Here is a 22,905-nt window from a genome sequence, read left to right as displayed (position 1 = left end):
GCTGCTACTGCGTAAGAAGGTTGTGCTTTGCCATTTATTATGGCTTTAGCGTTGATGAAGCGGACGCGGCCCCGCTACTCGCTACTCATGCTCGAACTATTCCCGTCGAATCCATAAACGGCCCCGTACATAAAGCAATGAAGCGGCGTTACAAACCCATTATAACACGAACCGCCGCCAGGGGGTATGGAGAGTGGTGGAACGCGCCCCATGGAAGACGAAGCAGCCTCAGCAAGCTTACCGTCTCATTGCGTCCCGGTCCCTGCAGCGGCGCCGCCATATCCTACGCCTGTTCCTGTGCCGACTCCAGGGGCGATGCCCGTGCCTAACGGGTCGACGTCGACGGCGATGACGCGATTGGTTTCCGGATCGAAAGCGATCCGCACTTCGACGACGAAATCGCGCGCCCCTTCCCTCAACTGGTAATGGAACGTCTCGACCGCGTCGCGTCCCATATGCTCGTAATCGACGATCTGCGCGTTCGGAAAACGCCTGCGGGTTTCCTCCAGCCCGTACCTTCCCCATTGGCCGTACAGCTCCACGGGTTCGTTTCGGATCGTTCGCGCCGCGACGTTCCCTTCGGCCTGCATTCTTGGCTGGGCGTTGCATGCAGGGAGGATCAAACCGACTGCCAGTACATATAAGCACCATTTTAACAGGATCGTACGCATCGGGGAAACTCACTCCTTATTTCCTTGGTTAGGAGTAATTTGCCCTTCGTCCTGTCGGTTTTATGCAAAAATCGGCCGCGCCCCGCGAGGGACGCGACCGTAACGAACGCTTAGTCTTTGCGCTTTTTCTTCTTCCACCGCTTCTTCTTCGGTTCGCCGCTAACGTCGAAACGCGGCGGCGTCAGCTCGGTCGACGCCTCGACCGCGATCAACGCGGACGTGCGCGGGCCTCCGCCGGCGCGCGGACCGCTGCGGCCCTTCTTCTTGCCGCCGCCTCCGGCGCCCTTGCCCGATCCGGGCCCCGCGGCGAAGCCGCCGCCGAAGCCGCCCGTGCGCGGCTTCTTCTTGCCGCCGGCCGCGCCGCGCTTGCCCGGACCGCCGCCGGTGCCGCCGCCGCCCGAACCGGCGCCCGCTCCGCCGGCGCGGCGCTTGCCCCCGCCGCTCGGCTTGAAGCCCCAGAAGTCCGCGCCGCCGCTTTCCCCGGCGGCGTTCCGCGTCCCGCGGGCGTTCCGCTCCTGCGTCCCCTCGGCCGCGATCACCTTGCCCCGGCTGCGCTTCGTGCGCCCGCCTGCGCCTCGGTGAACCGCGTCCGCGTCGGCGCGGATGACGTTCGCCCGCCCGCCGGCGCGCGACTTCATGTCGACGAGCTCGAAGTCGATGTTTCGCTCGTCGACGTTGACGCGGGCGACGCGCACCTTCACTTCGTCGCCGATGCGGAACACGCGAGCGGTCCGCTCGCCGATGAGCGCGAGCTGCATCTCATGGAAGTGGTAATAATCGTCGGACATGTCGCTAAGACGGACGAGGCCTTCGATCGTATTTTCCAGCTCTATGAACATGCCGAACGACGTCACGGACGAGATAATGCCCTCGAACTCCTCGCCGATCTTGTCGACCATGTACTCGGCCTTCTTCAGCGCGTCCGTCTCCCGCTCCGCGTCGACCGCGAGCCGTTCCCGCTCGGACGATTGCTGCGCGATATCGGGCATCCGCGACGCCAGATACTCCTGGCGACGATCCGGCAGCGCGCCGCCGTTATCGATCACCTCGCGCATAATGCGGTGAATGACGAGGTCCGGGTACCGCCGAATCGGCGACGTGAAGTGCGAATAATATTCCGCCGCGAGGCCGAAGTGGCCGAGCGACTCCGCGTCGTACCGCGCCTGCTTCATCGAGCGAAGCATGACGGTGGAGATGACGGTTTCCTCTTTGGCGCCCTTGATTTCCTCGAGCAGCGATTGCAGCGCGCGAGGATGAACGGTGTTGCCCTTCCCCTTCACCACATAACCGAAGTTCGTGATGAACTGCATGAAGTGCAGCAGCTTCTCGCCGTCCGGATCCTCGTGGATCCGGTACAGGAACGGGACCTTGAGCCAGTGGAAGTGCTCCGCCACCGTCTCGTTCGCCGCCAGCATGAACTCCTCGATCATCTGCTCCGCGATCGTCCTCGGGCGCTTGACGATGTCGATCGGCTTGCCTTCCTCGTCGACGATCACCTTCGATTCCGAGAAGTCGAAGTCGATCGCGCCGCGACGCATCCGCTTCTCGCGCAAAATCAAAGCCAAGTCGCGCATCTGACGGAAGAACGGCAGCAATTCCTTATACCGCTCGAGCAGCTCCGGCTCCGGATCGGCTTCTTCGTCGACCAACTGACGTACGTTCTTATACGTCATCCGCTCGACCGTCTTAATGACGGACGGGAAGATGTCATGGCGGACGACCTTGCCCGTCGGGTCGATCTCCATCTCGCAGGAGAGCGTCAACCGATCCACCCGCGGATGCAGCGAGCAGATGCCGTTCGACAGCCGATGCGGCAGCATCGGAATGACGCGGTCCACCAAATAGACGGACGTGCCGCGGTTGAACGCCTCGCGGTCGAGCGCCGAGCCTTCCTTCACGTAATAGCCGACGTCCGCGATGTGGACGCCTAACAAATAGTTGCCGTTCTCGAGCCGCTGCACGTCGACCGCGTCGTCGAGGTCCTTCGCGTCTTCGCCGTCGATCGTTACGATCGTGCGCCCGCGCAGATCGCGCCGTCCGACGAGTTCTTCCTCGCGGATCGTATCCGGCGCCGCCTCCGCTTCCTCCATGACCTCCGGCGGGAACGCCTCCGGCAAGCCGAACTTGCGGATGATGGACAAGATGTCTACGCCCGGATCGTCCTTATGGCCGAGAATTTCGACGATTTCGCCTTCCGCCGCCGCCCGCCCGTCCGGGAACGTCACGAGCTTGACGACGACCTTCTGCCCGCTCACCGCGCCCATGAATTTCTCGCGGGGGATGAACACATCCTTTTGGATCCGCTTGTCGTCCGGGAGGACGAAGCCGTACGTCTCATGGTTGTCGAAGGTGCCGACGATTTGCGAATTCGCCCGCTTCACGACGCGCACGACCTCGCCCTCGAGCTTCGTGCCGTTCGGTCCGCCGCGTCCCGTGACGCGGCCGATCACGGTGTCGTTCTGCATCGCGCCCTTCATGTCGTTCAGGTGAATATAGATGTCCGGATGATCCCGATCGTCCGGGATGAGGAATCCGAACCCTTTCGGATGGGCATGCAGCCGGCCGCGCACGAGGTTCATCCGCTCCGGCACGCCGTATCGGTCCGTACGCGTGCGGATGACTTCGCCCTCGTTTTCCATTTCGTTCAGAAGCTTCACCAGCTCCTTAAACTCCTCCGCCCCGTCGACGCCATAGTGGCTCTCCAACTCCTGGACGGTCATCGGCTTATAGGCCGTCTCTTTCATAAACTCAAGAAGCTCTTGCTTCGTTACCAAGCGCATCACCCCGATTCGTTACTACTAGTGTATCCACTCGCAGGCAAAACAAAAACAGCAGGTTTAGCGTAACCTGCTGTACATCGAACGCATTCATGTATAATTGTTCCTGCCCTCAACCCACAACGTAGGCAACTACGATGGTCAGGATGAAGAAGCCGGCCGCGAGACCCATCGTCACGCGCTGCAGCACGAGCTCCATGCCGCGCGCCTTCTGCTTGCCGAACAAGTGCTCCGCACCGCCTGTGATGGCGCCGGACAAGCCTGCGCTCTTCCCCTTCTGGAGAAGCACGATCGCGATCAAAGCGACGGAGAAAATGATCAAAAGCACTTTAAACAATGTTTCCAAACGTTCCACCTCCGAACCAAGGATAAACGGCATATACGTCCCTCGATAAAGGACAAGGCCGTTTACCGAGACGATTTCAGATGTTGCTTCCGCAGGACATACGTACTGAATCGTGGACAAAACTCACGTATTAGCAATAGTATCATACGAAGGAAAAGAAGACAAGCGAGGAATACACGAGCAACTTGACATCCCCCTTAAGGCGGAATCGGGGTAATATGAATACACTTTACCACCTAGACACCAGAAGGAGCCCCGCCTTATGGGAATCTTAATCGTCGACGATTCGCCGTTCAACCTGTTCTACTTTCGCAACGAGCTGCATGGGGCCGGGTATCCCGACGTCTGGACCGCTGGCTCCGCGGCGGAAGCGTTAGAGATTTTGGGGATCGAGCCGGAGGCGCCTCCTCGGGAAAGCGTCGATCTCATCTTAATGGACATCGAGATGCCGGGCTTGAACGGCGTAGACGCATGCCGGCGGATCAAGTCGAGCGGGAAGGGCGCCGATATTCCGATAATTTTCGTTACGGCCAATAAGACGCACCTCAACGCGGCGTTCGATGCGGGGGGCATGGATTTTATCGAGAAGGGTTGCGAACGCATCGAGCTGTTGGCCCGGGTCAAATCGGCGCTCAGCCTGAAGCGGGAGACGGATGGACGCAAAGTACGGGAGCGCAAGCTGACGAAAGAATTGCTGCTCGCCCGGCAAATCCAACGATGCGTGCTCAGCGAGCCGATCGACAGCGACCGCATTCAAATTCACAGCGTGTATCGCCAATCCGAAGAAGTGTCCGGAGACATGCTGTATTGGGCGCAGATGGACGATCAACGGTACGGAGTTATCCTGATCGACGTATCCGGTCACGGGCTGTCGTCCGCCTTCGTCAGCATGTCGATTCGCTCCCTGCTCACGGAACTGATGATCCGCGGCCTAAGACCCGAGCGCATCTATGAGGATTTGAATCGACATATGATCCAACTGTTCGGGGGCAGTAAGCGGTTCATGTATTTCACTGCGATTTTCGCGGCGATCGATACGGAGAACCGATGGATCGAATATTTTAACGCCGGCCATCCTCCGGGCCTTCTGCTCCATCCGGATGCCGAAGCCGTGAAGCTAAGCGGCACCTGCATTCCCATCGGAATGAAGCTGTCGGCCAGCCCGCGGGTGGAACGCCTCCCTTATCGGGACGGTACGAGGCTTCTGCTTTACACGGACGGACTCGTGGAGACGCCGGGCAGACCGATTTCGGACGCCGTAGAAGCGCTAAAGACCGAAGCGATCCGTCGGAACGGCTTGCGAAACACCGAATTCGTAGAGCAAATCGCAGGACTCAAAAAGACGATCTTCGACGACGTGTGCGTCATCTCGATCCTGTTGAACAGTTCAAGCGCGTCAATTTATTCCTCTTGATCGCCGCGTAATCGACGCTGTATGCTTACCTTACAGCTTAGTACATAAGTCGCATGTTTTCCGTCATATACCAAACGCAAGTCGCAATCATGCAACCGAGAAAACGATAACGGCAAACCCGTCGAAAGGCGGGGACGCAAAGCCACGGGCCTACCGCAGGAAACTGCAATGGCAGCCGGGCCGCCGAAAAGCTCGCGGGTGAAGAAGACCCCCTTTTCGGGAGTCTTCTTTTTTGTTCTTTCACTCCATATAGCCGAGGTGTTTACAAGTGGAGAAAAGCGTGATCTCTAGAGGAAAAACGATACATACAGCCGTGTCCACCGCCCTCGAGCTGTTGGAGACGTCTCGCGAACATGTTGTCATCGAAATTATAGAGCCCGAGAGCAAGGGGTTATGGGGGCGGGCGAAACCGGCGGTCGTCCGCGTTACGCTGCAGCGCGGCGAGACCAGTCCATCGTCCCGGGAAGAGACGCCCAGCCCTGCGACGCCTGCTCCTTCTGCCGAATCCGCTCCTCCCGTCCCTGCGAACGCGAAGCAGCCGGAGCCGGGCGCATTCGCCGGGAAAGCATGGATCCAAGATGGCGTCCTCCGGACGAAAGACGCCCCGGACAAGTACCCACTCGTTACTCCTTGCCGAGGCGTCCTGTTGCACGTCAACGGAATCCGGGTAGAAACGACGACCCCGATTACCGAGAAGGATGTCGTAAGCGTTACCCTAGAACCGGCCGAAGAGGTCGAGCCCGTATGGGACATTCACATTGACGACCGATGGATGGCGGCGACGCTTCGCATGGAGCCCGGTTACACGATCGAACGCCGGCTCGAAGAAGCCGAGCCCGTCGACCGTTTGCTCTTCCGCGTCCGCGAGAGGAAGCGGCCGAAGCCGCTCGACCCCGAAGTCATTCATGCCGCGCTTCGGGGGCGGGGCGTCGTCTACGGCATACGGTCTGAAGCGATCGAAGCCGCTTGCCGCGCGGAAGCGGCGGGCGAATACGAGATTGCCGCCGGAGAGCGGCCGGCTCCCGGAACGAACGGCTCTTGTACGATGGTATGGGAGGAACAAGCCGCATCCGTCCTGCCCCGGACGAGGCAGGACGGCACGGTGGATTTCCGGGAACACCGGCAATTCCCTTCCGTGACGGAAGGCCAAGTGCTTGCGGTCATACACCCGTCTTCTCCAGGGAAGCCCGGCAAGACGATCGCGGGCGAGCCCGTGGAGCCTGAACCGGTCTATGAGCTGGCGGTGACCGCCGGGAACGGAGTCGCGTTCGTCGACGCCGAAGCGAAGCTCGTCGCGCTGCAGTCCGGAACGCCTCGCGTACAACGGAAGGGCATGCTGCTGAAGATGTCCGTTGCTCCGAAGCTGCTGCATCCGGGCGACATCGACATGCTGTCCGGCAATTTACGATATCAGGGCGACATCGAAGTGTTGGGGTCGGTTCAGGACGGCATGACGGCGGAGGCGACAGGCAACATCTTCGTTCGCGGCAATGTCAACATGGGCCGGGTCGCCGCTTCCGGATCGATCGTCATTACCTCGAACATGATCGGCAGCCACGTCGCGGCGGGATTGGGCGGCCCGTTTTACGCCGATGCGGCCCCCCTGCTGTCTGAGACGGTCCAGAAGCTGACGCAGCTGCGCGCAGCCATCGTTCAGGTCAACGCCGCGACGGCGTTCAAGAACGGCGATCTCGGCAGGAAGGGCCTCTCCCCTCTCGTGCAGGTGCTCATGCAAGGCAAGTTCAAAACGCTGCGCGACCTGTTGACACGCCTTTGTCAAACCGTCGCCGCACATCGAGACAGCCTGGACGAGAGATGGACCCAGTATGCCGACAACCTCGCCAAGGCATTCCTGAGGAGCGATGGCGGCGGCTTGAAGGACGTCGCCGAGCTGGAAAGCTATATTCGAGCGACCGGCGTCTTCCTCGATTGCTGCGAGACGAAGGAGTCGGGGGAATGCTTCGTACGGTTCAGCTATGCGCATAACGGTACCGTTCGATGCGGGGGAGACGTGACCGTGTCCGCCGGTTGCTACCAAGTGTCGCTCGTCTGCCAAGGCGCGCTGACCGTCACCGGCTTTGTAAGAGGCGGCGACTATTACGCCCGGAACGGCGCCGACCTCCAGGAGGCGGGCACGCGAGGCGGACCGACGCGGATTCGCGTCTCCGAGAAGGCTTCGATCCGGATTGGGAACGCGCTGGCAAACACGATCGTCCAGGTCGGCGCCGCCTCTTATAAGCTTCCAGAGGACATGTCCAATGTGCACGCCCGTCTGAACAAGGACGGAACACTATTATTACAGTAGGAGTGGTTCGTACATGTTAACGTTTCGCGTCGACGCGGCGGAAGATCGCGGTGTACTGCTTTTGATCGGAGATATCGATATTGACGTCTCCGACTTGATGGAGGAGGCCATTCCATCCGCATTAGCCTCCTACCCTAGGGTGGAAATCGACTTCGGCGGCGTCCCCTTCGTCGACTCCTCCGGCATCGGATTGCTGATCGCGCTCGTCCGAGCCTTGCAGCAGGAGGGAAAACAGGTCGAAATCGTTCGCGTTCGGGAAGAGGTTATGGAAGTGTTCGATCTCCTGCAATTGCAGGAGATCTTAGGCGAAGAAGTGTTGGTTTAACGGCTTGCGCGTCCGTCCGGCTCGGGCGCCTAGAACGTCGATTCGGGAGAGGAGGTGACTTCCATGAGAGCAAAGCTCATTCGCATTGCGTACGGCAGCGCCGTATTGGCTGCGTTGGCAATGGCGGCGGTGATCGGTCGTCCTTGGGGGTAATTCCGCCCTGCGCACCGGATTCGGGGGCCGCTCGGCCCCCTTACTTTTCAACAAGAAAGATGGTCGCTTATGATTTATTTTCTCGCTGCAGGACTGTTGATCTCCCTCGGTTTGAGAAGAAACCCGCTTCGGTCGTTGGAAGCCGTCGTCGGCCTCCGCGGCTCTTGGCTCATTCTGCTCGGGTTCGCGACGCAGATCGGACTGGACGTCGCCATGCGTTCGTCCGGGGCGTCGGCGCCTGCTCTTTTTCAACTCAGCTTATTGCCGGTGTTGACCGCGATGCTCTTGAACTGGAAGCGGCCCGGGTTTCGTCTCTTGATCGCAGGCTGCGCGTTGAATATAGTCGCTTTGTCGCTGAACGGCGGCAGAATGCCCGTCTCCGTTCCGGCGCTTGAACTTGCCGGCTTGGCGCACCTCTCCGACATGTCCTCGTCGGTGCGCCACCAACCGATGACCGGAGACCATGTCGCATGGCTCGGGGATTGGATCCCGATCCTCGTTCCGTTCGGAACCAACTACGTGTGGAGCCCTGGGGATGTACTGCTCGGCCTCGGCATTATCATCTTTCTGGTGCGAAGCTCGAAGGAGGGGGGGGAAACGCGCGTATGAAGGAACATAACGGCTATACGTCTTTTCTTTGCTTCTGCGGCGCGCTCGCCTTCGGTTGGATGGTCTGGACGGCGCCGACGATTCCGTGGCACGGCGTCGCTCCGTTGCTGCTGCTGATCGTTATATTGGACATGTTCCCCATTCGCTTAATAAGCGGGGATTACTTCAGCGCCGGTACGGCCGGCTTCCTCATCCTGCTGCTGGCGTACGGCCTTGAGCCCTCTTTATTGGGGATCTTCGCGAGTACGACGACGTTTTTTATCAAGCTATATCGCAATCCATTCCGCATCCGGTGGTTCCGATTTTTCTGTACCGCCGGCATGTACTGTCTGAGCGCGGGAGCCGCGTACCAGCTGATGCGCGTCGGCGGGTTTGCGGAAGCTTCGGAATATGTGAAGGTGCTCGCTAGCGCGTCCGCCTTCGAAGTCGCGAATGCGGTGCTGATGGCCGGAATTATGAAGTCGACGGCCGGGTTGCCGATGTTGCACAAGTGGAAGGTGAAAGTGAAGGAAGTCAGCGCCGCCGTTCTGTTGACCGGCATTATCGTTCCTCACCTGATCGCTCCGGGCGACTTGGCGGAGATGTACCATGAGATCTTGATCGGCCTGTTTTATATGGCGGTCATTCTTCTGTTTTCGAGGGCCTTCATTCACGAAGCGGGCCTTCGCCAGCAGGCGGCGATGGAATTCATCCGGCTGTTCGAATCGCGGATTCATCCGCAGATGGTCGGTCACGGCACGCGGGTGGGTCACATATGCGAGTTGCTGCTGGAGACGGTGGACTTCCCTGTACGGCAGCGCAAGGAGCTTATTCAAGCGGCGATCATGCACGACATCGGGAAGGCGGTGCTGATGCCCCACTTGTTCAATAAGAGGGGACCGCTGACGCTGAAGGAGGAGGCGGAATACCAGACGCATGCCGAAAAGGGGGCCGAAATCACCCAAACCTTCTATGCGAAGTCCCGCAGTTCGCAATGGATTCTGCACCATCATGAGCGCTACGACGGCAAAGGGTATCCTTATGGCCTCGCGGGAACCGATATTCCGCTAGGCGCGCGCGTCATCGCCTTATGCAACCGAGTCGAACATCTGATCGCGGAAGGGAAAGACGATCCGACGGTCCTTGCTCTGCTCGCTGCGGCATCCGGCAAGGAGTTTGATCCCACGCTGATCCGGAAGGTCACGCCTACGTTCCTTGGGGAGGCTCGCGAGCTGGTGTCGTGCGACGCCTCGAAACAACCGGAGCGCATGACGGAACCGGAGGCGACGGCGGAGGCGAACCAGCATACGCACGACAGCGGAAATACGACGATGCTGCGGTATCGAATGTCGACGGAACGATTCGTTCTCCCGCCCCCCTTCGTCGAATCGGATGCCGCTTGCGAAGAGCTGAAGCGGCTGACGCGCCGGGCCGGGGAACGTCACCAGACGTTCCATGAGCTGATCGAGACGGGCGGGAACGTATATGACGCGCACTTCTTTCCCGAGGACGACGAAGTGCGGATATTCCTCGTGGATGTGACGCCGACGCTACAGTATAAAACCAAACTGTTTTCCGACGCGTTGAAAGCGTATAAAGACGTTATCAGCGCTTTGTCCCAACAGAAAGTCCGGCTCTGTCTGCGGCCGGGGGAACTGGACGAACGCTTAGGCGAACATCTCGGCTCCATGGCGATCCAGACGAAGTCGGACATTGCGAAGAGCCGCGATTACGTCGCATCCTTCGCGAATTACGACGTCAAGCGCGGAATGAACCTGAAGCTGGCGGTCAGCGAGACGGCTACCAATCTGATTAAGCATGCTGGCGAAGGCACGTTGTCCGTCTACCGCAAAGACGATGCGCTGCAAGTGCTTGTCTCGGATCGAGGGTCGGGCATCCCGCTGCACGAGCTTCCCAAGACGGTGCTCCTCTCCGGTTACAGCAGCAAGAGTTCGCTCGGGAAGGGCTTCTCGATCATCTACCGCATGTGCGACGAAGTCTCGATCTATACCTCGACGAACGGAACCAGCCTGCTGCTGTCGTTCCATGCGGACGAAGGCGCCGATGCGCCTTCCCCCCGCCCGATTACCGCGTAATGCCGCGGCGCTCCCCGAGGAGAAACTGCGCGACGGTCAGCCGATCGTCCGCCGTCCATTCCCGGTCGAGCGCCTTCTGCATTTCATGGACGATTCGCGCTTCATTGTCACCGATCCCCTGCACGAGCCGGGCCAACGTCTCGAACTCCTCCATCTCCGCCCAGAACGTTGCGCGGTCCACCGGCTTGTAATGAGACTCGATGTACCATTCGGCGTCGTATGCGCGTACGAGCTCGAGCAGCCGCAGCAGATCGTCCGCCTTGTAATACCGAGGGCCGTCGTAGATGGCGGGGCCGAGCGCGTCGCCGATGAACAGGATTTTCTCCTCAGGTACGTAGAACAAGCACGAATCGTCCGCATGCACGCCGCCGACGTGGTCGATGCGGCACGACACCCCGCCGAGAAACAGCGTCATACTCCCCTGGAACGTCGCGTTCGGCAGCCGCACTTCGATGTCGTCCCGCTCGTCTCCGAACTCCTTCTTCATATAAGTCGCGCAGAACTCGATTTCGGTTCCGGCGCGGACCCGTTCGTCGATCGCGGCGTCCGACCAGTCGAGTCCGACTTGCGTCGCAAGCGCCTCCCGCGTCCTCGCGTGCGAGAGGAGCGGCACGTCGTCGGCGGAGGCGCCGAAGCTGTGGTCCCAATGCCAGTGCGTCAGCGCCGTTACGGCGTCTCGGGTTGCCCCCTCCGCCGCGCGCACGCCTTCGCGGAAGGCGACGGTATGCCGCTTCGAGTTGCCTGCGTCGATGTAGAGCGTACGCTCGTTCCCGAGCACCGCGCCCAGAATCGGCCGATCGACCGACCCGTCCGCAGGCATATATAAGAATCGCGAGGTAAGGGAATGAATCATGTTCGGAACCTGCTCCTATGATAACGGCGATACGCCGCGTTTTTTCGAAAATAAAGGCTTCTTCGGCCGCGGCAAAAAGTGGCCGATCGCCCGCTTCGCGCACCAGATCGCGAACAGCAGGAAGAAAACGCCCCAAACGATGGCGGGAATCCCGGTCGCGTTCGCGAGGTTCGCGGCGTCCCCGGCCCCGCTCGGCGTCGTCGCCGCCAGAATCGTAATCGTAATTGCGCCGACCACGGATTCCACCAGCGACAGGAAGGCGAGCAATAAATAGTAAGCGACGCGCACGAAGCCGATCGGAACAACGAAGGCGACGACGTTGATGCCGATGAAGCCGAGCAGCCACTGCGTGCCGAAGTCGTTGCGGACGAACAGCACTAAGCATACCAGCGCCACGACGGTGACGATCGCAAGGCCGAGCCGATGCTGTCCGTGCCGGTGCAGCGCGAACAACAGCACCGCGAACAGCGATGCCGTCATATAGCCCGACAACGACACCGGGAGCAGCCGCCAGCCGCTCTGCACGGCCGACAGCGTCACCCCGCTATGGTCTTCGTACAGATGAATATATTGCACCTCGCCGGACAACAGCAGCGTCGCCGCGGCGTGGCCGAACTCGTGAATCATCGTGTCCATGTTGCGGAAATACGGGGAAAAGGGGAGCCACTCCGTAAGCACGAAGCATCCCACTAGTAACGCTAGCGTGACGATCCATCGGCCCATGAGCGGCTCCCCCTATGCTAAACGAAGTGTACGCGGCGGGTTCTCCCGCCCCGCACCCTCTTATCTTACTTGAAGTTCTTCAGGTTGTAGAACGCCTTCTTGCCGGCGTATTGCGCCGCGACGTTCAAGTTGTCTTCGATGCGAAGCAGCTGGTTGTACTTCGCGACGCGGTCCGTACGGGACGGCGCGCCCGTCTTGATTTGGCCCGCGTTCGTAGCGACCGCGATGTCGGCGATCGTGCTGTCTTCGGATTCGCCGGAACGGTGGGAGACGACGGCCGTGTAGCCTGCGCGCTTCGCCATCTCGATCGCGTCGAACGTTTCCGTCAGCGTACCGATTTGGTTGACCTTGATCAGGATCGAGTTGCCGATGCCTTCTTCGATGCCCTTGCCGAGGCGCTCCGTGTTCGTCACGAACAAGTCGTCGCCGACGAGCTGCACTTTGCCGCCGAGACGGTCCGTCAACAGCTTCCAACCTTCCCAGTCGTCTTCGGAGCAGCCGTCCTCGATCGTGATGATCGGATACTTGTCGACCCAGCTTGCGAGCAGGTCTACGAACTCGGCAGGCGTGAACGACTTGCCTTCGCCTTCAAGCTCGTATTTGCCGTTCTTGAAGAACTCCGTGGACGCGACGTCCATGCCGAGGAACATGTCGACGCCCGGCTTGTAGCCCGCGCGCTCGATCGCGGCGATGATCGTCTGCAGCGCTTCTTCGTTGGAGCCGAGGTTCGGCGCGAAGCCGCCTTCGTCGCCTACCGCGGTGTTCAGACCCTTCTCCTTGAGAACGGACTTCAGGGCATGGAATACTTCCGCGCCCGCGCGAAGCGCTTCGGCGAACGTCGGCGCGCCGACCGGCAATACCATGAACTCTTGTACGTCTACGTTGTTGTCCGCATGCGCGCCGCCGTTGACGATGTTCATCATCGGCACCGGCAGCTGCTTCGCGTTGAAGCCGCCGAGGTAGTTGTAGATCGGGATGTCGAGCGCGTCCGCAGCGGCGCGAGCGACCGCCATCGAAACCGCGAGGATCGCGTTGGCGCCGAGTTTGCCCTTGTTCGGCGTGCCGTCGAGGTCGATCATCGCTTTGTCGATCGCGACTTGCTCGAGCGCGTCGAGGCCGATGATCACCGGCGCGATCGCTTCGTTGACGTTCTGTACCGCTTTAAGAACGCCCTTGCCGAGGTAACGGCCCTTGTCGCCGTCGCGAAGCTCTACGGCTTCGTGCGCGCCCGTGGATGCGCCGGACGGAACGATGGCGCGGCCCTTCGCGCCGGATTCGAGCTTTACTTCGACTTCGACCGTCGGGTTGCCGCGGGAGTCGAGCACCTCGCGTGCGTATACGTCAGCAATAATCGTCATGGATAGTACACTCCTTAGATAAGGTTATTTCAGTAGGCCGAAGCCTATGATGCATTTGGGTAGGGTAGTTCTGCCGTTACTTGAGCAGCGTGTTGCCCGTCATCTCGGCCGGCTTCGGCAGCTCGAGCAGCTGCAGCAGCGTCGGCGCGATGTCCGCGAGAATGCCGTCGTCGCGCAAGGAGACGCCTTCGCGCGTCACGATGAGCGGCACCGGGTTGATCGTGTGCGCCGTGTTGCGCGTGCCGTCGTCGTTCGTGACGACGTCCGCGTTGCCGTGATCCGCCGTAATGACGGCGACGCCGCCCTTCGCGAGAATCGCTTCGACGACGCGGCCCAAGCACTCGTCCGTCGCTTCGACCGCGCGGATCGTCGGCTCGAGCAAGCCCGAGTGGCCGACCATGTCCGGGTTCGCGAAGTTGAGCACGATCGCGTCGTGGCGCTCCGCTTCGATCTCCGCGACGCAAGCCGCGGCGACTTCGTAAGCGCTCATCTCCGGCTGCAAGTCGTATGTGGCGACCTTCGGCGAGTTGATGAGGATGCGCGTCTCGCCCGGAAGCTCGACGTCGCGCCCGCCGCTGAAGAAGAACGTCACGTGCGGATACTTCTCGGTTTCCGCGATGCGGAGCTGCTTCAGTCCGTGTTGGCCGAGCACTTCCCCGTAAGTATTATCCAATTCTTTGGGCTTATAAGCAACATATCCGTCCACGCTTTCGCTGAAGAGCGTCAAACAGACGAAGTACAAGCTCGTCGGCGCCTTCTCGCCGCGGTCGAATCCGCGGAAATCCGCGTTCGTGAATACCTGCGACAGCTGGATCGCGCGATCCGGGCGGAAGTTGAAGAACACGACCGCGTCGCCGCTCTCCACCAGGCCGACCGGCTTGCCGTCGTCGCCGACGATGACCGTCGGCATAACGAACTCGTCGAATACCGACTTCTCGTGCGATTCGACGATCGCCTTCATCGGGTCGGTATACGTCGGGCCTTCGCCGTACACCATGGCGCGGTACGACTTCTCCGTCCGCTCCCAGCGCTTGTCGCGGTCCATCGCATAGTAACGGCCTTGCACCGTCGCGATGCGGCCGACGCCGATCGCGGCGATCTTCTCCTGCAGCTCGCCCATATACTTGCGCGCGCTGTCCGGCGCGACGTCCCGGCCGTCGAGGAACGCGTGAATGTACACTTCCTCGAACTGCTCCTTCTTCGCGAGCTCGAGCAGCGCGAATAGGTGACCGATGTGACTGTGCACGCCGCCGTCGGAGAGCAAGCCGTACAGGTGAAGCTTCTTCCCGTTCTCCTTCGCGTGGCGAACCGCGCCGATCAACGTCTGATTTTCGAAAAATTCGTTATCCCGAATCGACTTCGAGATGCGCGTCAAATCCTGATAGACGGTCCGGCCGGCGCCGATGTTGAGGTGACCGACCTCGGAGTTGCCCATCTGGCCCTCCGGCAGGCCGACCGCTTCGCCGTGCGCGGTCAACGTCGTGTGCGGGTACGTGTTCCAGTACCGGTCGTAGTTCGGCTTCTTCGCTTGCGCGACCGCATTGCCGTGCGCGTCGCCGCGCAGCCCGAAGCCGTCGAGAATGATCAGCGCTACCGGTTTCGGACGACTCATGCCCGCGCACCTTCCACCAGCGCGACGTAGGAGTTCGGCTGCAGCGAAGCGCCGCCCACCAGGGCGCCGTCGATGTCGGACGCGCCGAGGTACTCGCGCACGTTCTCCGGCTTCACGCTGCCGCCGTATTGAATGCGGACCTTCGCGGCGCTGTCCGCGCCGAACGCTTCCGCGATGACGGAGCGGATATAAGCGATGACTTCGTTGGCATCGGCCGCCGTGGACGACTTGCCCGTGCCGATCGCCCAGATCGGCTCGTACGCGATGACGAGCGACGCGACTTGCTCGGCCGACAGGCCTTCCAACGCGCCAAGCGTCTGCACGCGGCAGACGTCCTTCGTGCTGCCGGCTTCGCGCTCTTCCAACTTCTCGCCGACGCAGACGATCGGAACGAGGCCGTAGCTCAAAGCTGCCTTCGTCTTCTTGTTTACGGTTTCGTCGGTTTCCGCGAAGTATTGGCGGCGCTCCGAGTGTCCGAGGATGACGTATTTCACGCCGAGGTCGATCAGCATCGGGCCCGACACTTCGCCCGTGAACGCGCCGTTCGCTTCCCAATGCATATTCTGCGCGCCTACGGCGATCGCGGTGCCGCGAGCGGCTTCCACGAGCGCCGGCAGCGACGTGAACGGCGCGCATACGACCGCTTCGACGCCGGAGACGGCGGCGACGGCCGCTTTCGCTTCCGCGATGAAGGCGGACGCTTCCGCGCCGGTTTTAAACATTTTCCAGTTGCCTGCAATGATCGGTGTTCTGCTCATCTCTCGAACTACCTCCTACTTATCGTTAAGCGCTACGACGCCCGGAAGCGCCTTGCCTTCCATAAACTCGAGGGAAGCCCCTCCGCCGGTAGAGATGTGGTCCATCTTGTCGCCGAGGTTGAACTTCTCGACCGCCGCCGCGGAATCGCCGCCGCCGATGACCGTGTAGCCGGCCGTCTCCGCGCAAGCTTCCGCCACTGCGCGCGTGCCGTGCGAGAACGGCTCGATCTCGAATACGCCCATCGGTCCGTTCCAGACGATAAGCTTCGACGACTTGATGACGTCGGCATACAACTCTCTCGTCTTCGGTCCGATGTCGATGCCTTCCCACTCCGCCGGAATGCCGTCGATGCCGACGATCTGCGTGTTGGCCGTCGGGCTGAAGTCGTCCGTGACGACGATGTCGACCGGCATGAGGAAGTTCACGCCGCGCTCTTTCGCCTTCGCCATGAATTCTTTCGCTACGTCGATCTTCGAATCGTCGCAGAGCGACTTGCCGATTTCATAGCCTTGCGCTTTCAGGAACGTATAAGACAAGCCGCCGCCGATGATGACGTTGTCCGCGATCTCGAGCAGCTTGTTGATGACGTCGATCTTGTCCTTCACCTTCGCGCCGCCGACGATCGCCGTGAACGGACGGTCCGGGTTGAACAGCGCCTTGCCGAGCACGGACAGCTCTTTCTCCATCAAGAGGCCCGAGACGGCCGGCAGATGATGCGCGATGCCTTCCGTCGAAGCGTGCGCCCGATGCGCCGCGCCGAACGCGTCGTTCACGTACAAGTCCGCGAGCGCGGCGAATTGCTTCGCGAGCTCCGGATCGTTCTTCTCTTCGCCCTTGTAGAAGCGCACGTTCTCAAGCAACAGCACGTCGCCCGCGCCGAGCGCGTCGACCGCCGCTTGCGCCGCCGGGCCTACCGCTTCGTCTACCTTCGCTACGGGCTTGCCGAGCAGCTCGGACAAGCGCGCCGCGACCGGCGTCAGCCGCATCTCTTCGACGACTTCGCCCTTCGGTCGGCCGAGATGGCTCGCGAGAATGACCTTCGCGCCGCCCTCGATCAAAAACTTGATCGTCGGCAGCGTTTCGCGGATGCGCGTGTCGTCGGTGATCGCGCCGTTTTCGAGAGGAACGTTGAAGTCTACGCGAACGAATACCCTTTTCCCAGAAACATCTACGTCTCTTACGCTCTTCTTGTTATACGCCATGGTCCTTTACCTCCGGATTTAGGTCTAGACCCGCGGAAAGGCGCCCCCGCCTTCGTTGCCGGAGCGCCTTCCTTCCCTGCGGGATGTGTGTTCGCGAATCTTAGAGGCCCTTGCCGGCGATGTAGGACACGAGGTCTACGACGCGGTTCGAGTAGCCCCACTCGTTGTCGTACCAGGAGACGACCTTCACCATGTTGTCGCCTACGACCATCGTCGACAATGCGTCGATCGTGGACGAAGCCGGGTCGCCGTTGTAATCGCTCGAAACGAGCGGCTCTTCGGAGTAGTTCATGATGCCCTTCAGGCGGGAGTTCGCAGCGTCCTTCAGCACGCTGTTCACTTCTTCCACCGTTACGTTGCGGGACACTTCTACGACGAGGTCCGTGACGGATACGTTCGGCGTAGCGACGCGGAACGCCATGCCGTTCAGCTTGCCCTTCAGCTCAGGCAATACGAGGGAGACGGCTTTCGCCGCGCCCGTCGTGGACGGGATGATGTTCTCCGCAGCGGCGCGCGCGCGGCGCAGGTCCTTATGCGGCAAGTCGAGCACGGATTGGTCGTTCGTGTACGAGTGAACCGTCGTCATCATGCCCTTGACGATGCCGAAGCTGTCGTTGAGCACTTTCGCGAAAGGCGCCAAGCAGTTCGTCGTGCAGGACGCGTTGGAGATGACCGTGTGCGCCGCCGGATCGTACTTCTCTTCGTTGACGCCCATAACGATCGTGATGTCTTCGTTCGTCGCCGGAGCGGAGATGATGACTTTCTTCGCGCCGCCTTTGAGGTGAGCTTCCGCCTTTTCCTTCGCCGTGAAAATGCCCGTCGACTCGACGACGATTTCCGCGCCTACGCTTGCCCACGGCAGGTTGCCGGGGTCGCGCTCGGAGAATACTTTCACCGTCTTGCCGTTGACGATCAGCGCGCCTTCGCCCGCTTCTACCGTGGCGTCGAGCTTGCCGTGCGTCGTGTCGTATTTAAGCAAATGAGCGAGCGTCTTCACGTCGGTCAAATCGTTGATCGCGACGACGTCTACATCCGGGTTGTTCAGCGCTGCGCGGAATACGTTGCGCCCGATCCGACCGAAACCGTTAATGCCTACTTTTACCATGAAGAAAACCTCCTAGAAAATATGTTTATATCAAGACGCGCTGCCGCCTGGGTACTTCCGGTACTTCATATCAGGTGCTTGCGTCAAGAGAACTGAACTGCAGCATAGCCGTGGCGGCCGCTTCGTCGGTAATCAATACGTCTTCTTGCCCGTTCTTCAAGACGGCGGCGATCGCTTCCGCCTTGCTTCCGCCGCCGGCGACCGCGATGACGGTCTCCATGCGTTGGATGTCCTCGAGCCGGAGTCCGACCGTCGGCATTCGATGCACGACCTCTCCGGCCCGGTTATAGTAGTAGCCGAACGATTCGGCCACCGCGCCGCCCGTGCGTAGCTTCTGAATCGTCTCCGCGTCCACTCGTCTTCTGCGAGCCATCTCATAGGCTTCCCCAATGCCGTGCACCGCAATGCGGGCGCAACGTACAATATCTGCCACTTCGCGGATATGGGGTTCGCTCATGAGCGTGGCGATCGCCTCTTCGCCGACGTCGTCCGGCACGTGCATGAGCCGATAGCCGCCGCCCGTCCGCTTCGCCATCGTGGACGCGATCGTGCCGGACTGCAGCTCGACCCGTTCGCCGAGACCCCCGCGGGCGGGGACGAACAAGGCGCCCTTGAGGCCTTGCGACGCGCTAAGGTGATCGGCGACCTCGACGATCGTCGAGCCGCCGGTGATCGCGACGACGAGCGGCTCGTTGTCGGCGCGTTCCATCGCCGCCGCGGCGCGCGTCAGCTCGGCGGCGCCCGCCTTACCGAGCTCCCGCTTCGCGAGCGGATCGCGGTCGGCGTCGCCCGGGACGACGACGACTTGGCGCAGCCCGAACGCCGCGGCGAGCCGATCCTCCAGCTCCGCGAGACCGAACCATTCCTTCATCATCGGCTCCATGTCCGCGAGCAGGGAGATGCCGGCTTCGCTGACGCGCATGCCCGACGTCTCGATGTCGACGAGCCCCTGCGACTTCAAAAACTCCGTCTCGGCGCGCAGCACGCGCTCCGACATGCCGAGCGCGGCGGCCAGCGTACGCCGTCCGACCGCCCCGGCATGCCGAAGGTGCCTTAGAATCGTATATCGCTTCTTCAAAACGTCCACGACGTCCGGAGCCAACACTCTCTGAATTTCGAGAACGGTCCGCATGACGAACCTCCCCTGCCGCGCCGCAATGGATGACGATCTTTTTCGCGAGCGCTCGACCTTCTCATTTTATCCGGATCGCGCCGGGGTCAAACTGGGGAGGAATCCTCAACCGGGACCGATTACGTCCCGACCATTCATTTTCCGTCCCACTAACGTCATTTTACTCTAGCGCTTGGAAGGTTGCAACTCTTTTTCAAAGAAAATTATCCTTTCCGGAAAATGGATTTTTATACGGGCTTGCATTTTCCCCGCGGATGTCATATACTTAATTTCGCTGTCACAACAACACGCGCCCGTGGTCCAATGGATATGACGTAGGCCTCCGGAGCCTGAGATCGGGGTTCAATTCCCTGCGGGCGCGCCATACATACCAACAAGAGCTTCCGCAATCGCGGGGGCTTTTTTTATGTTCCCTAGGCGTCCTCGCCGAGGCTCCACAGTACCTGTAGTCGGGACACTCCGTGTACATTCCTCGCCATCCCTTCCCATATCTGCTTATATTTCGAACGTCCCAGCCCCTGACATCCTCCATCGTCCCATGGTTGCAAGAACAAGTTACTTACTTTTTGCATACGTCCTCCACACTTCCCCACCGACCGCCGCTACCGATACACTTCATATAAGGAGGCGCCCCCAGGCACCTATCTGCTCCTTTCTAACCTGATTTCTTTTGCTCAGACAGCAGCCCCCCCACAACAACCGGGCCATGATTACTTGGATCGGACTCGAACGAACCCCGGCTCTCCGCACGCGAAAAAACGCCGCCCGTCCCGAAGGACGAGCGGCGTCGTCGAACCATCGCTTACTTATAGATAAGCACCTGAGCGGCGGAGCGGTCGGACGCTTCGCCGACGACCCGCAGCTTCAGCCCGAACTGCGGCAGCAGACGTCCTGCGTCCGGCAGCCCGGCGTTCGCGTAGTCGGAGCCGTCGTTGAACAGCGGGTTATGCGACGCGTTCGGGTCATTAATCGTCAGTCCGTAGATCGACGTGTAGTCGATGTCCATCTTGTCGCCCTTCTCGAGACCGAACGCGGCGTCGTGCAGCTGGAAGCGCGAGGCGGCCGGCACGCCGTCGCTCCACTTCACGACCTTCTGGTCCGCGTCCACGAGGCCGAGGAAGCCCTCGCCCGGGTGGATGCCGGTCCAGTTATCGGTGTACGATTCGTCCACGTACCAAATCAAGAGGCCCGGGTCGTACGACATCAAGCTGTCCCCCCGGCGGATATGCGCCAGCCCGGCGTCCACGCCGTTGTGCGAACGCCACTCGAGCAAGTAATAATGCGCCGCCGTGAACGTTCCCGTATCGACGGTAAACCCGTCGAGCGCGAACGCCGGCTCCGTCGAAGCCTCCGCGCCGTCCGACAGCGCGGTCTCGCCGTCGATCGTCACCGCGATGTCGTCGATATACCAGCCCATCTCCGAGACGGCGACGTCCGTCCAATAGTTGAAGCGCAGCTCGATCGATTGTCCCGCGTAAGCCGAAAGATCGAACTCGCCCTCGACCCAGCCGTTCGAATGACCGGTGATGCCGTGTCCCGGATTTTGGCCGTAATCGTCCCGCGTCGTCGTCAGGTTGCCCGGAATCGTCTCCCAAGCGCCCCCGCCGGCGCGCGCTTGCACGGAACCGAAGTCCCATTGCTCCTCGATCTGATACCAAGTCTTGAACGTCAGCGCCGCGCTGGAGGCGCCGGTCAAATCCAGCGTCGTCGTCATGGATCGGTCGAGCTCGTCGCCCCGGCCGCTGTAATATTCGTATTGCCCGCTGTACGGGGTGTTGACCGTGACGACCTTCTCCGGCAGATCGATGCGGACGACGTCGTCGTTCGCGCCTTTCGTGACGGCTTCGTCGAGCGTCGCGACGACGCCGCCCGAAGGGATGTCGTCGATATGGATCGTCGAGCCCGACAGCCAGTTGCCGCCCAGATTCGCCTGCAGAAACTCCTTCGACCAAGCGCTGAAGCCCGTCGGCTCGGTGCCCGGCACCGCCCCGGCCCAAGAGCCGCTGGACATGATCGACCAGTATCCGACAGCCTCGCCTTGACCCGAATAGATCGTGTCGTATTCGTCCGGAAGCCCGAGGTCGTGGCCGTACTCGTGAGCGAAGACGCCCGCCGCGCCGTCCGCCGGCTGAATCGTGTAATCGTAGGCGCCCATAAGCCCGCCCCAATACGGCACAATCGCCGTCGTTCCCGGCAACGTCGCCACGCCGCCCAGATTCGAGCGATGCGACCAGACGGCGTCCCCGCCGAGGGTGCCGCCCCCGGCCTCTTCGCCGACCGAAGAATGGACGACCATCAGATGGTCGACGAGACCGTCCGGCTCGCGCAGGTTCCCGTCGCCGTCCAGGTCGTACCGATCCTCCTGGTCGTACGAAGCCAGATCGAGCGCCGGATCCGCCGCCGCGGCCAAGAGCGCTTCCTGCACCAACGCGCGAGGACGAATGTCGTTGTCGTCCGGGCCCGGATAGTTCGCCCCGTAATACGAGGAAGGCTGGCTTGCCATGTACCAGCCGGCCACTTCGCCCTCCACCGTATAGCTGCCGCCGGACTGCGCCTCGTAATATTGCTTCATGGAGATCAAGCGCTCGCCGTTCGGGCCCGCGTAACCGTCCTCGCCGAACACCATGTCTTCGTAGTGCGATTTCAAGTACTCGTCATAGTACATATCCGTCTCCCCCGGCGCGATGCCGCTCGCCGGGAAGTCCGGATATTCGATCAAGAGCACAAGCACGCGGTCGGTCACGCGGCCCCCGTTCCAAGCCTCCGCCTGCGCGGAAGGGACGACGTTCTGCTTGGCTTGCCCGAGCTTATTCCCGCTCCCGCGATACAACCCGTTCGCGAGCAGCTTCTCCTCCATCGCGCGGTCTCGCTTCGTCTGCCGCGCTTGCAGCTCGCCGTCTGCCGCGGCGCTCGCCGCGGCCTGCGACTTCGCGCGCAGGAAAGATTTCACCGCCGCCTGCGCTTCGGCCGGCGTGGCGGTCGCCGCGATGCGGCCGTTCGCCTTGAGCATCGCGACGAGCCGATCCTCGTTCGCGATCGCGAGATCGAACGCGCCGGCCCCGGCGGAACCCGACAGCGCCGGCGAGCCGGCGGAACCGGCGGAACCGGCGGCGAATGCGCCCGGCAGCGCGCCGGCGCCGGCCGAACCGAATCCGAGTGACAGGGCGAGTGCAGCGGAAAGCAGCTTCTTACGTTTCATAAGTTCCCTCCCGAAGATAAGCTAGTAGCTAGGATTCTGTAATTCGTTTTTTTCGGCGCCATCTCCTCCATCGAAATTTGTCGAATATTCAAAATAATTCCAAAGTCCTGCAACAATCTCTCCTCTTCCTATATGCCGCCCCCCCCATAGTCTCACGGGACGTAGAACCTATCGAACCGAGCGAACAATTTCCCTTTGACCAATTTTGACTTTTACTCCGGATTGGGGTAATATGTTTTTGGCAACACTAGTCTGGAATGGATGATCGGAGGATGAGACGCTTATGA

Annotated in this window: 17 protein-coding genes, 1 tRNA gene and 1 riboswitch; of the genes, 6 read left to right on the top strand and 12 right to left on the bottom strand. The window is 61.0% G+C overall.

The window, feature by feature from the left end:
• Positions 1-245 precede the first annotated feature (245 nt).
• From RIN49_RS26345 to secG, 3 genes are all read right to left on the bottom strand, one after another.
• Positions 246-671 (bottom strand): DUF3889 domain-containing protein, encoded by a 426-nt coding sequence (locus RIN49_RS26345; RefSeq protein ID WP_309123095.1) that lies wholly within the window; start codon positions 669-671, stop codon positions 246-248.
• A gap of 110 nt (positions 672-781) precedes the next feature.
• Entirely contained in the window at positions 782-3,445 is a 2,664-nt protein-coding gene (gene rnr / locus RIN49_RS26340; protein WP_309123094.1) for a ribonuclease R, read from the bottom strand.
• A gap of 115 nt (positions 3,446-3,560) precedes the next feature.
• Positions 3,561-3,794, bottom strand: coding sequence for a preprotein translocase subunit SecG (gene secG, locus RIN49_RS26335; RefSeq protein WP_138197306.1), 234 nt, complete (start codon positions 3,792-3,794; stop codon positions 3,561-3,563).
• Positions 3,795-4,056: 262 nt separating this feature from the next.
• Here secG and RIN49_RS26330 point away from each other — a divergent pair, with 262 nt between their 5' ends.
• From RIN49_RS26330 to RIN49_RS26310, 5 genes are all read left to right on the top strand, one after another.
• The gene (locus tag RIN49_RS26330) at positions 4,057-5,208 is read left to right on the top strand and encodes a PP2C family protein-serine/threonine phosphatase (RefSeq protein ID WP_309123093.1); all 1,152 of its coding nucleotides are present in this window, start codon (positions 4,057-4,059) and stop codon (positions 5,206-5,208) included.
• Positions 5,209-5,309: 101 nt separating this feature from the next.
• Positions 5,310-5,396, top strand: a riboswitch (cyclic di-GMP riboswitch).
• Positions 5,397-5,488: 92 nt separating this feature from the next.
• Positions 5,489-7,513 (top strand): FapA family protein, encoded by a 2,025-nt coding sequence (locus RIN49_RS26325; protein WP_309123092.1) that lies wholly within the window; start codon positions 5,489-5,491, stop codon positions 7,511-7,513.
• 13 nt (positions 7,514-7,526) lie between these two features.
• Positions 7,527-7,838 carry an STAS domain-containing protein gene (locus RIN49_RS26320; RefSeq protein ID WP_309123091.1) on the top strand — a complete coding sequence of 104 codons (312 nt, stop codon included), beginning with the start codon at positions 7,527-7,529 and terminating at the stop codon, positions 7,836-7,838.
• Positions 7,839-8,060: 222 nt separating this feature from the next.
• Positions 8,061-8,600, top strand: coding sequence for a DUF5317 domain-containing protein (locus tag RIN49_RS26315; protein ID WP_309123090.1), 540 nt, complete (start codon positions 8,061-8,063; stop codon positions 8,598-8,600).
• Positions 8,597-10,675, top strand: a complete 2,079-nt coding sequence (locus tag RIN49_RS26310; protein ID WP_309123089.1) for an HD domain-containing phosphohydrolase — start codon at positions 8,597-8,599, stop codon at positions 10,673-10,675. The genes RIN49_RS26315 and RIN49_RS26310 overlap by 4 nt, the downstream gene beginning before the upstream one ends.
• Here the strand turns inward: RIN49_RS26310 and RIN49_RS26305 are convergent.
• The 8 genes from RIN49_RS26305 to RIN49_RS26270 all read right to left on the bottom strand — a co-directional run bounded on the left by RIN49_RS26305 (position 10,665) and on the right by RIN49_RS26270 (position 19,419).
• The gene (locus RIN49_RS26305; protein ID WP_309123088.1) at positions 10,665-11,528 is read right to left on the bottom strand and encodes an MBL fold metallo-hydrolase; all 864 of its coding nucleotides are present in this window, start codon (positions 11,526-11,528) and stop codon (positions 10,665-10,667) included. The two genes, RIN49_RS26310 and RIN49_RS26305, sit on opposite strands and share 11 nt — an antisense overlap.
• 15 nt (positions 11,529-11,543) lie before the next feature.
• A complete protein-coding gene (locus RIN49_RS26300) occupies positions 11,544-12,251 on the bottom strand; it encodes a M50 family metallopeptidase (protein ID WP_309123087.1) in 708 nt (235 codons plus the stop codon).
• A gap of 65 nt (positions 12,252-12,316) precedes the next feature.
• On the bottom strand, positions 12,317-13,609 hold the full coding sequence (gene eno / locus RIN49_RS26295; RefSeq protein ID WP_309123086.1) for a phosphopyruvate hydratase: 1,293 nt from the start codon (positions 13,607-13,609) through the stop codon (positions 12,317-12,319).
• A gap of 76 nt (positions 13,610-13,685) precedes the next feature.
• On the bottom strand, positions 13,686-15,221 hold the full coding sequence (gene gpmI, locus RIN49_RS26290) for a 2,3-bisphosphoglycerate-independent phosphoglycerate mutase (RefSeq protein ID WP_309123085.1): 1,536 nt from the start codon (positions 15,219-15,221) through the stop codon (positions 13,686-13,688).
• A complete protein-coding gene (gene tpiA, locus RIN49_RS26285; RefSeq protein WP_309123084.1) occupies positions 15,218-15,979 on the bottom strand; it encodes a triose-phosphate isomerase in 762 nt (253 codons plus the stop codon). The genes gpmI and tpiA overlap by 4 nt, the downstream gene beginning before the upstream one ends.
• Positions 15,980-15,994: 15 nt before the next feature.
• Positions 15,995-17,182 (bottom strand): phosphoglycerate kinase, encoded by a 1,188-nt coding sequence (locus RIN49_RS26280; RefSeq protein WP_309123083.1) that lies wholly within the window; start codon positions 17,180-17,182, stop codon positions 15,995-15,997.
• A 100-nt stretch (positions 17,183-17,282) separates the two neighbouring features.
• Positions 17,283-18,287 (bottom strand): type I glyceraldehyde-3-phosphate dehydrogenase, encoded by a 1,005-nt coding sequence (gap, locus tag RIN49_RS26275; protein WP_309123082.1) that lies wholly within the window; start codon positions 18,285-18,287, stop codon positions 17,283-17,285.
• A 70-nt stretch (positions 18,288-18,357) separates the two neighbouring features.
• Complete coding sequence (locus RIN49_RS26270; RefSeq protein WP_309123081.1) at positions 18,358-19,419, bottom strand: sugar-binding transcriptional regulator; 1,062 nt, start codon at positions 19,417-19,419, stop codon at positions 18,358-18,360.
• 289 nt (positions 19,420-19,708) lie between these two features.
• On the opposite strand from RIN49_RS26270, the gene RIN49_RS26265 reads away from it, so the two are divergent.
• Positions 19,709-19,783 (top strand) — tRNA-Arg (locus RIN49_RS26265).
• A 438-nt stretch (positions 19,784-20,221) separates the two neighbouring features.
• Here the strand turns inward: RIN49_RS26265 and RIN49_RS26260 are convergent.
• Positions 20,222-22,618, bottom strand: coding sequence for an immune inhibitor A domain-containing protein (locus RIN49_RS26260; RefSeq protein WP_309123080.1), 2,397 nt, complete (start codon positions 22,616-22,618; stop codon positions 20,222-20,224).
• Positions 22,619-22,905 lie beyond the last annotated feature (287 nt).

The sequence above is a fragment of the Paenibacillus sp. genome, assembly GCF_031177825.1.
Taxonomy (GTDB): domain Bacteria; phylum Bacillota; class Bacilli; order Paenibacillales; family YIM-B00363; genus Paenibacillus_AE.
The sequence above is the reverse complement of the archived record's forward strand: the minus strand, read 5'-3'. Positions and strand labels throughout refer to the sequence as shown.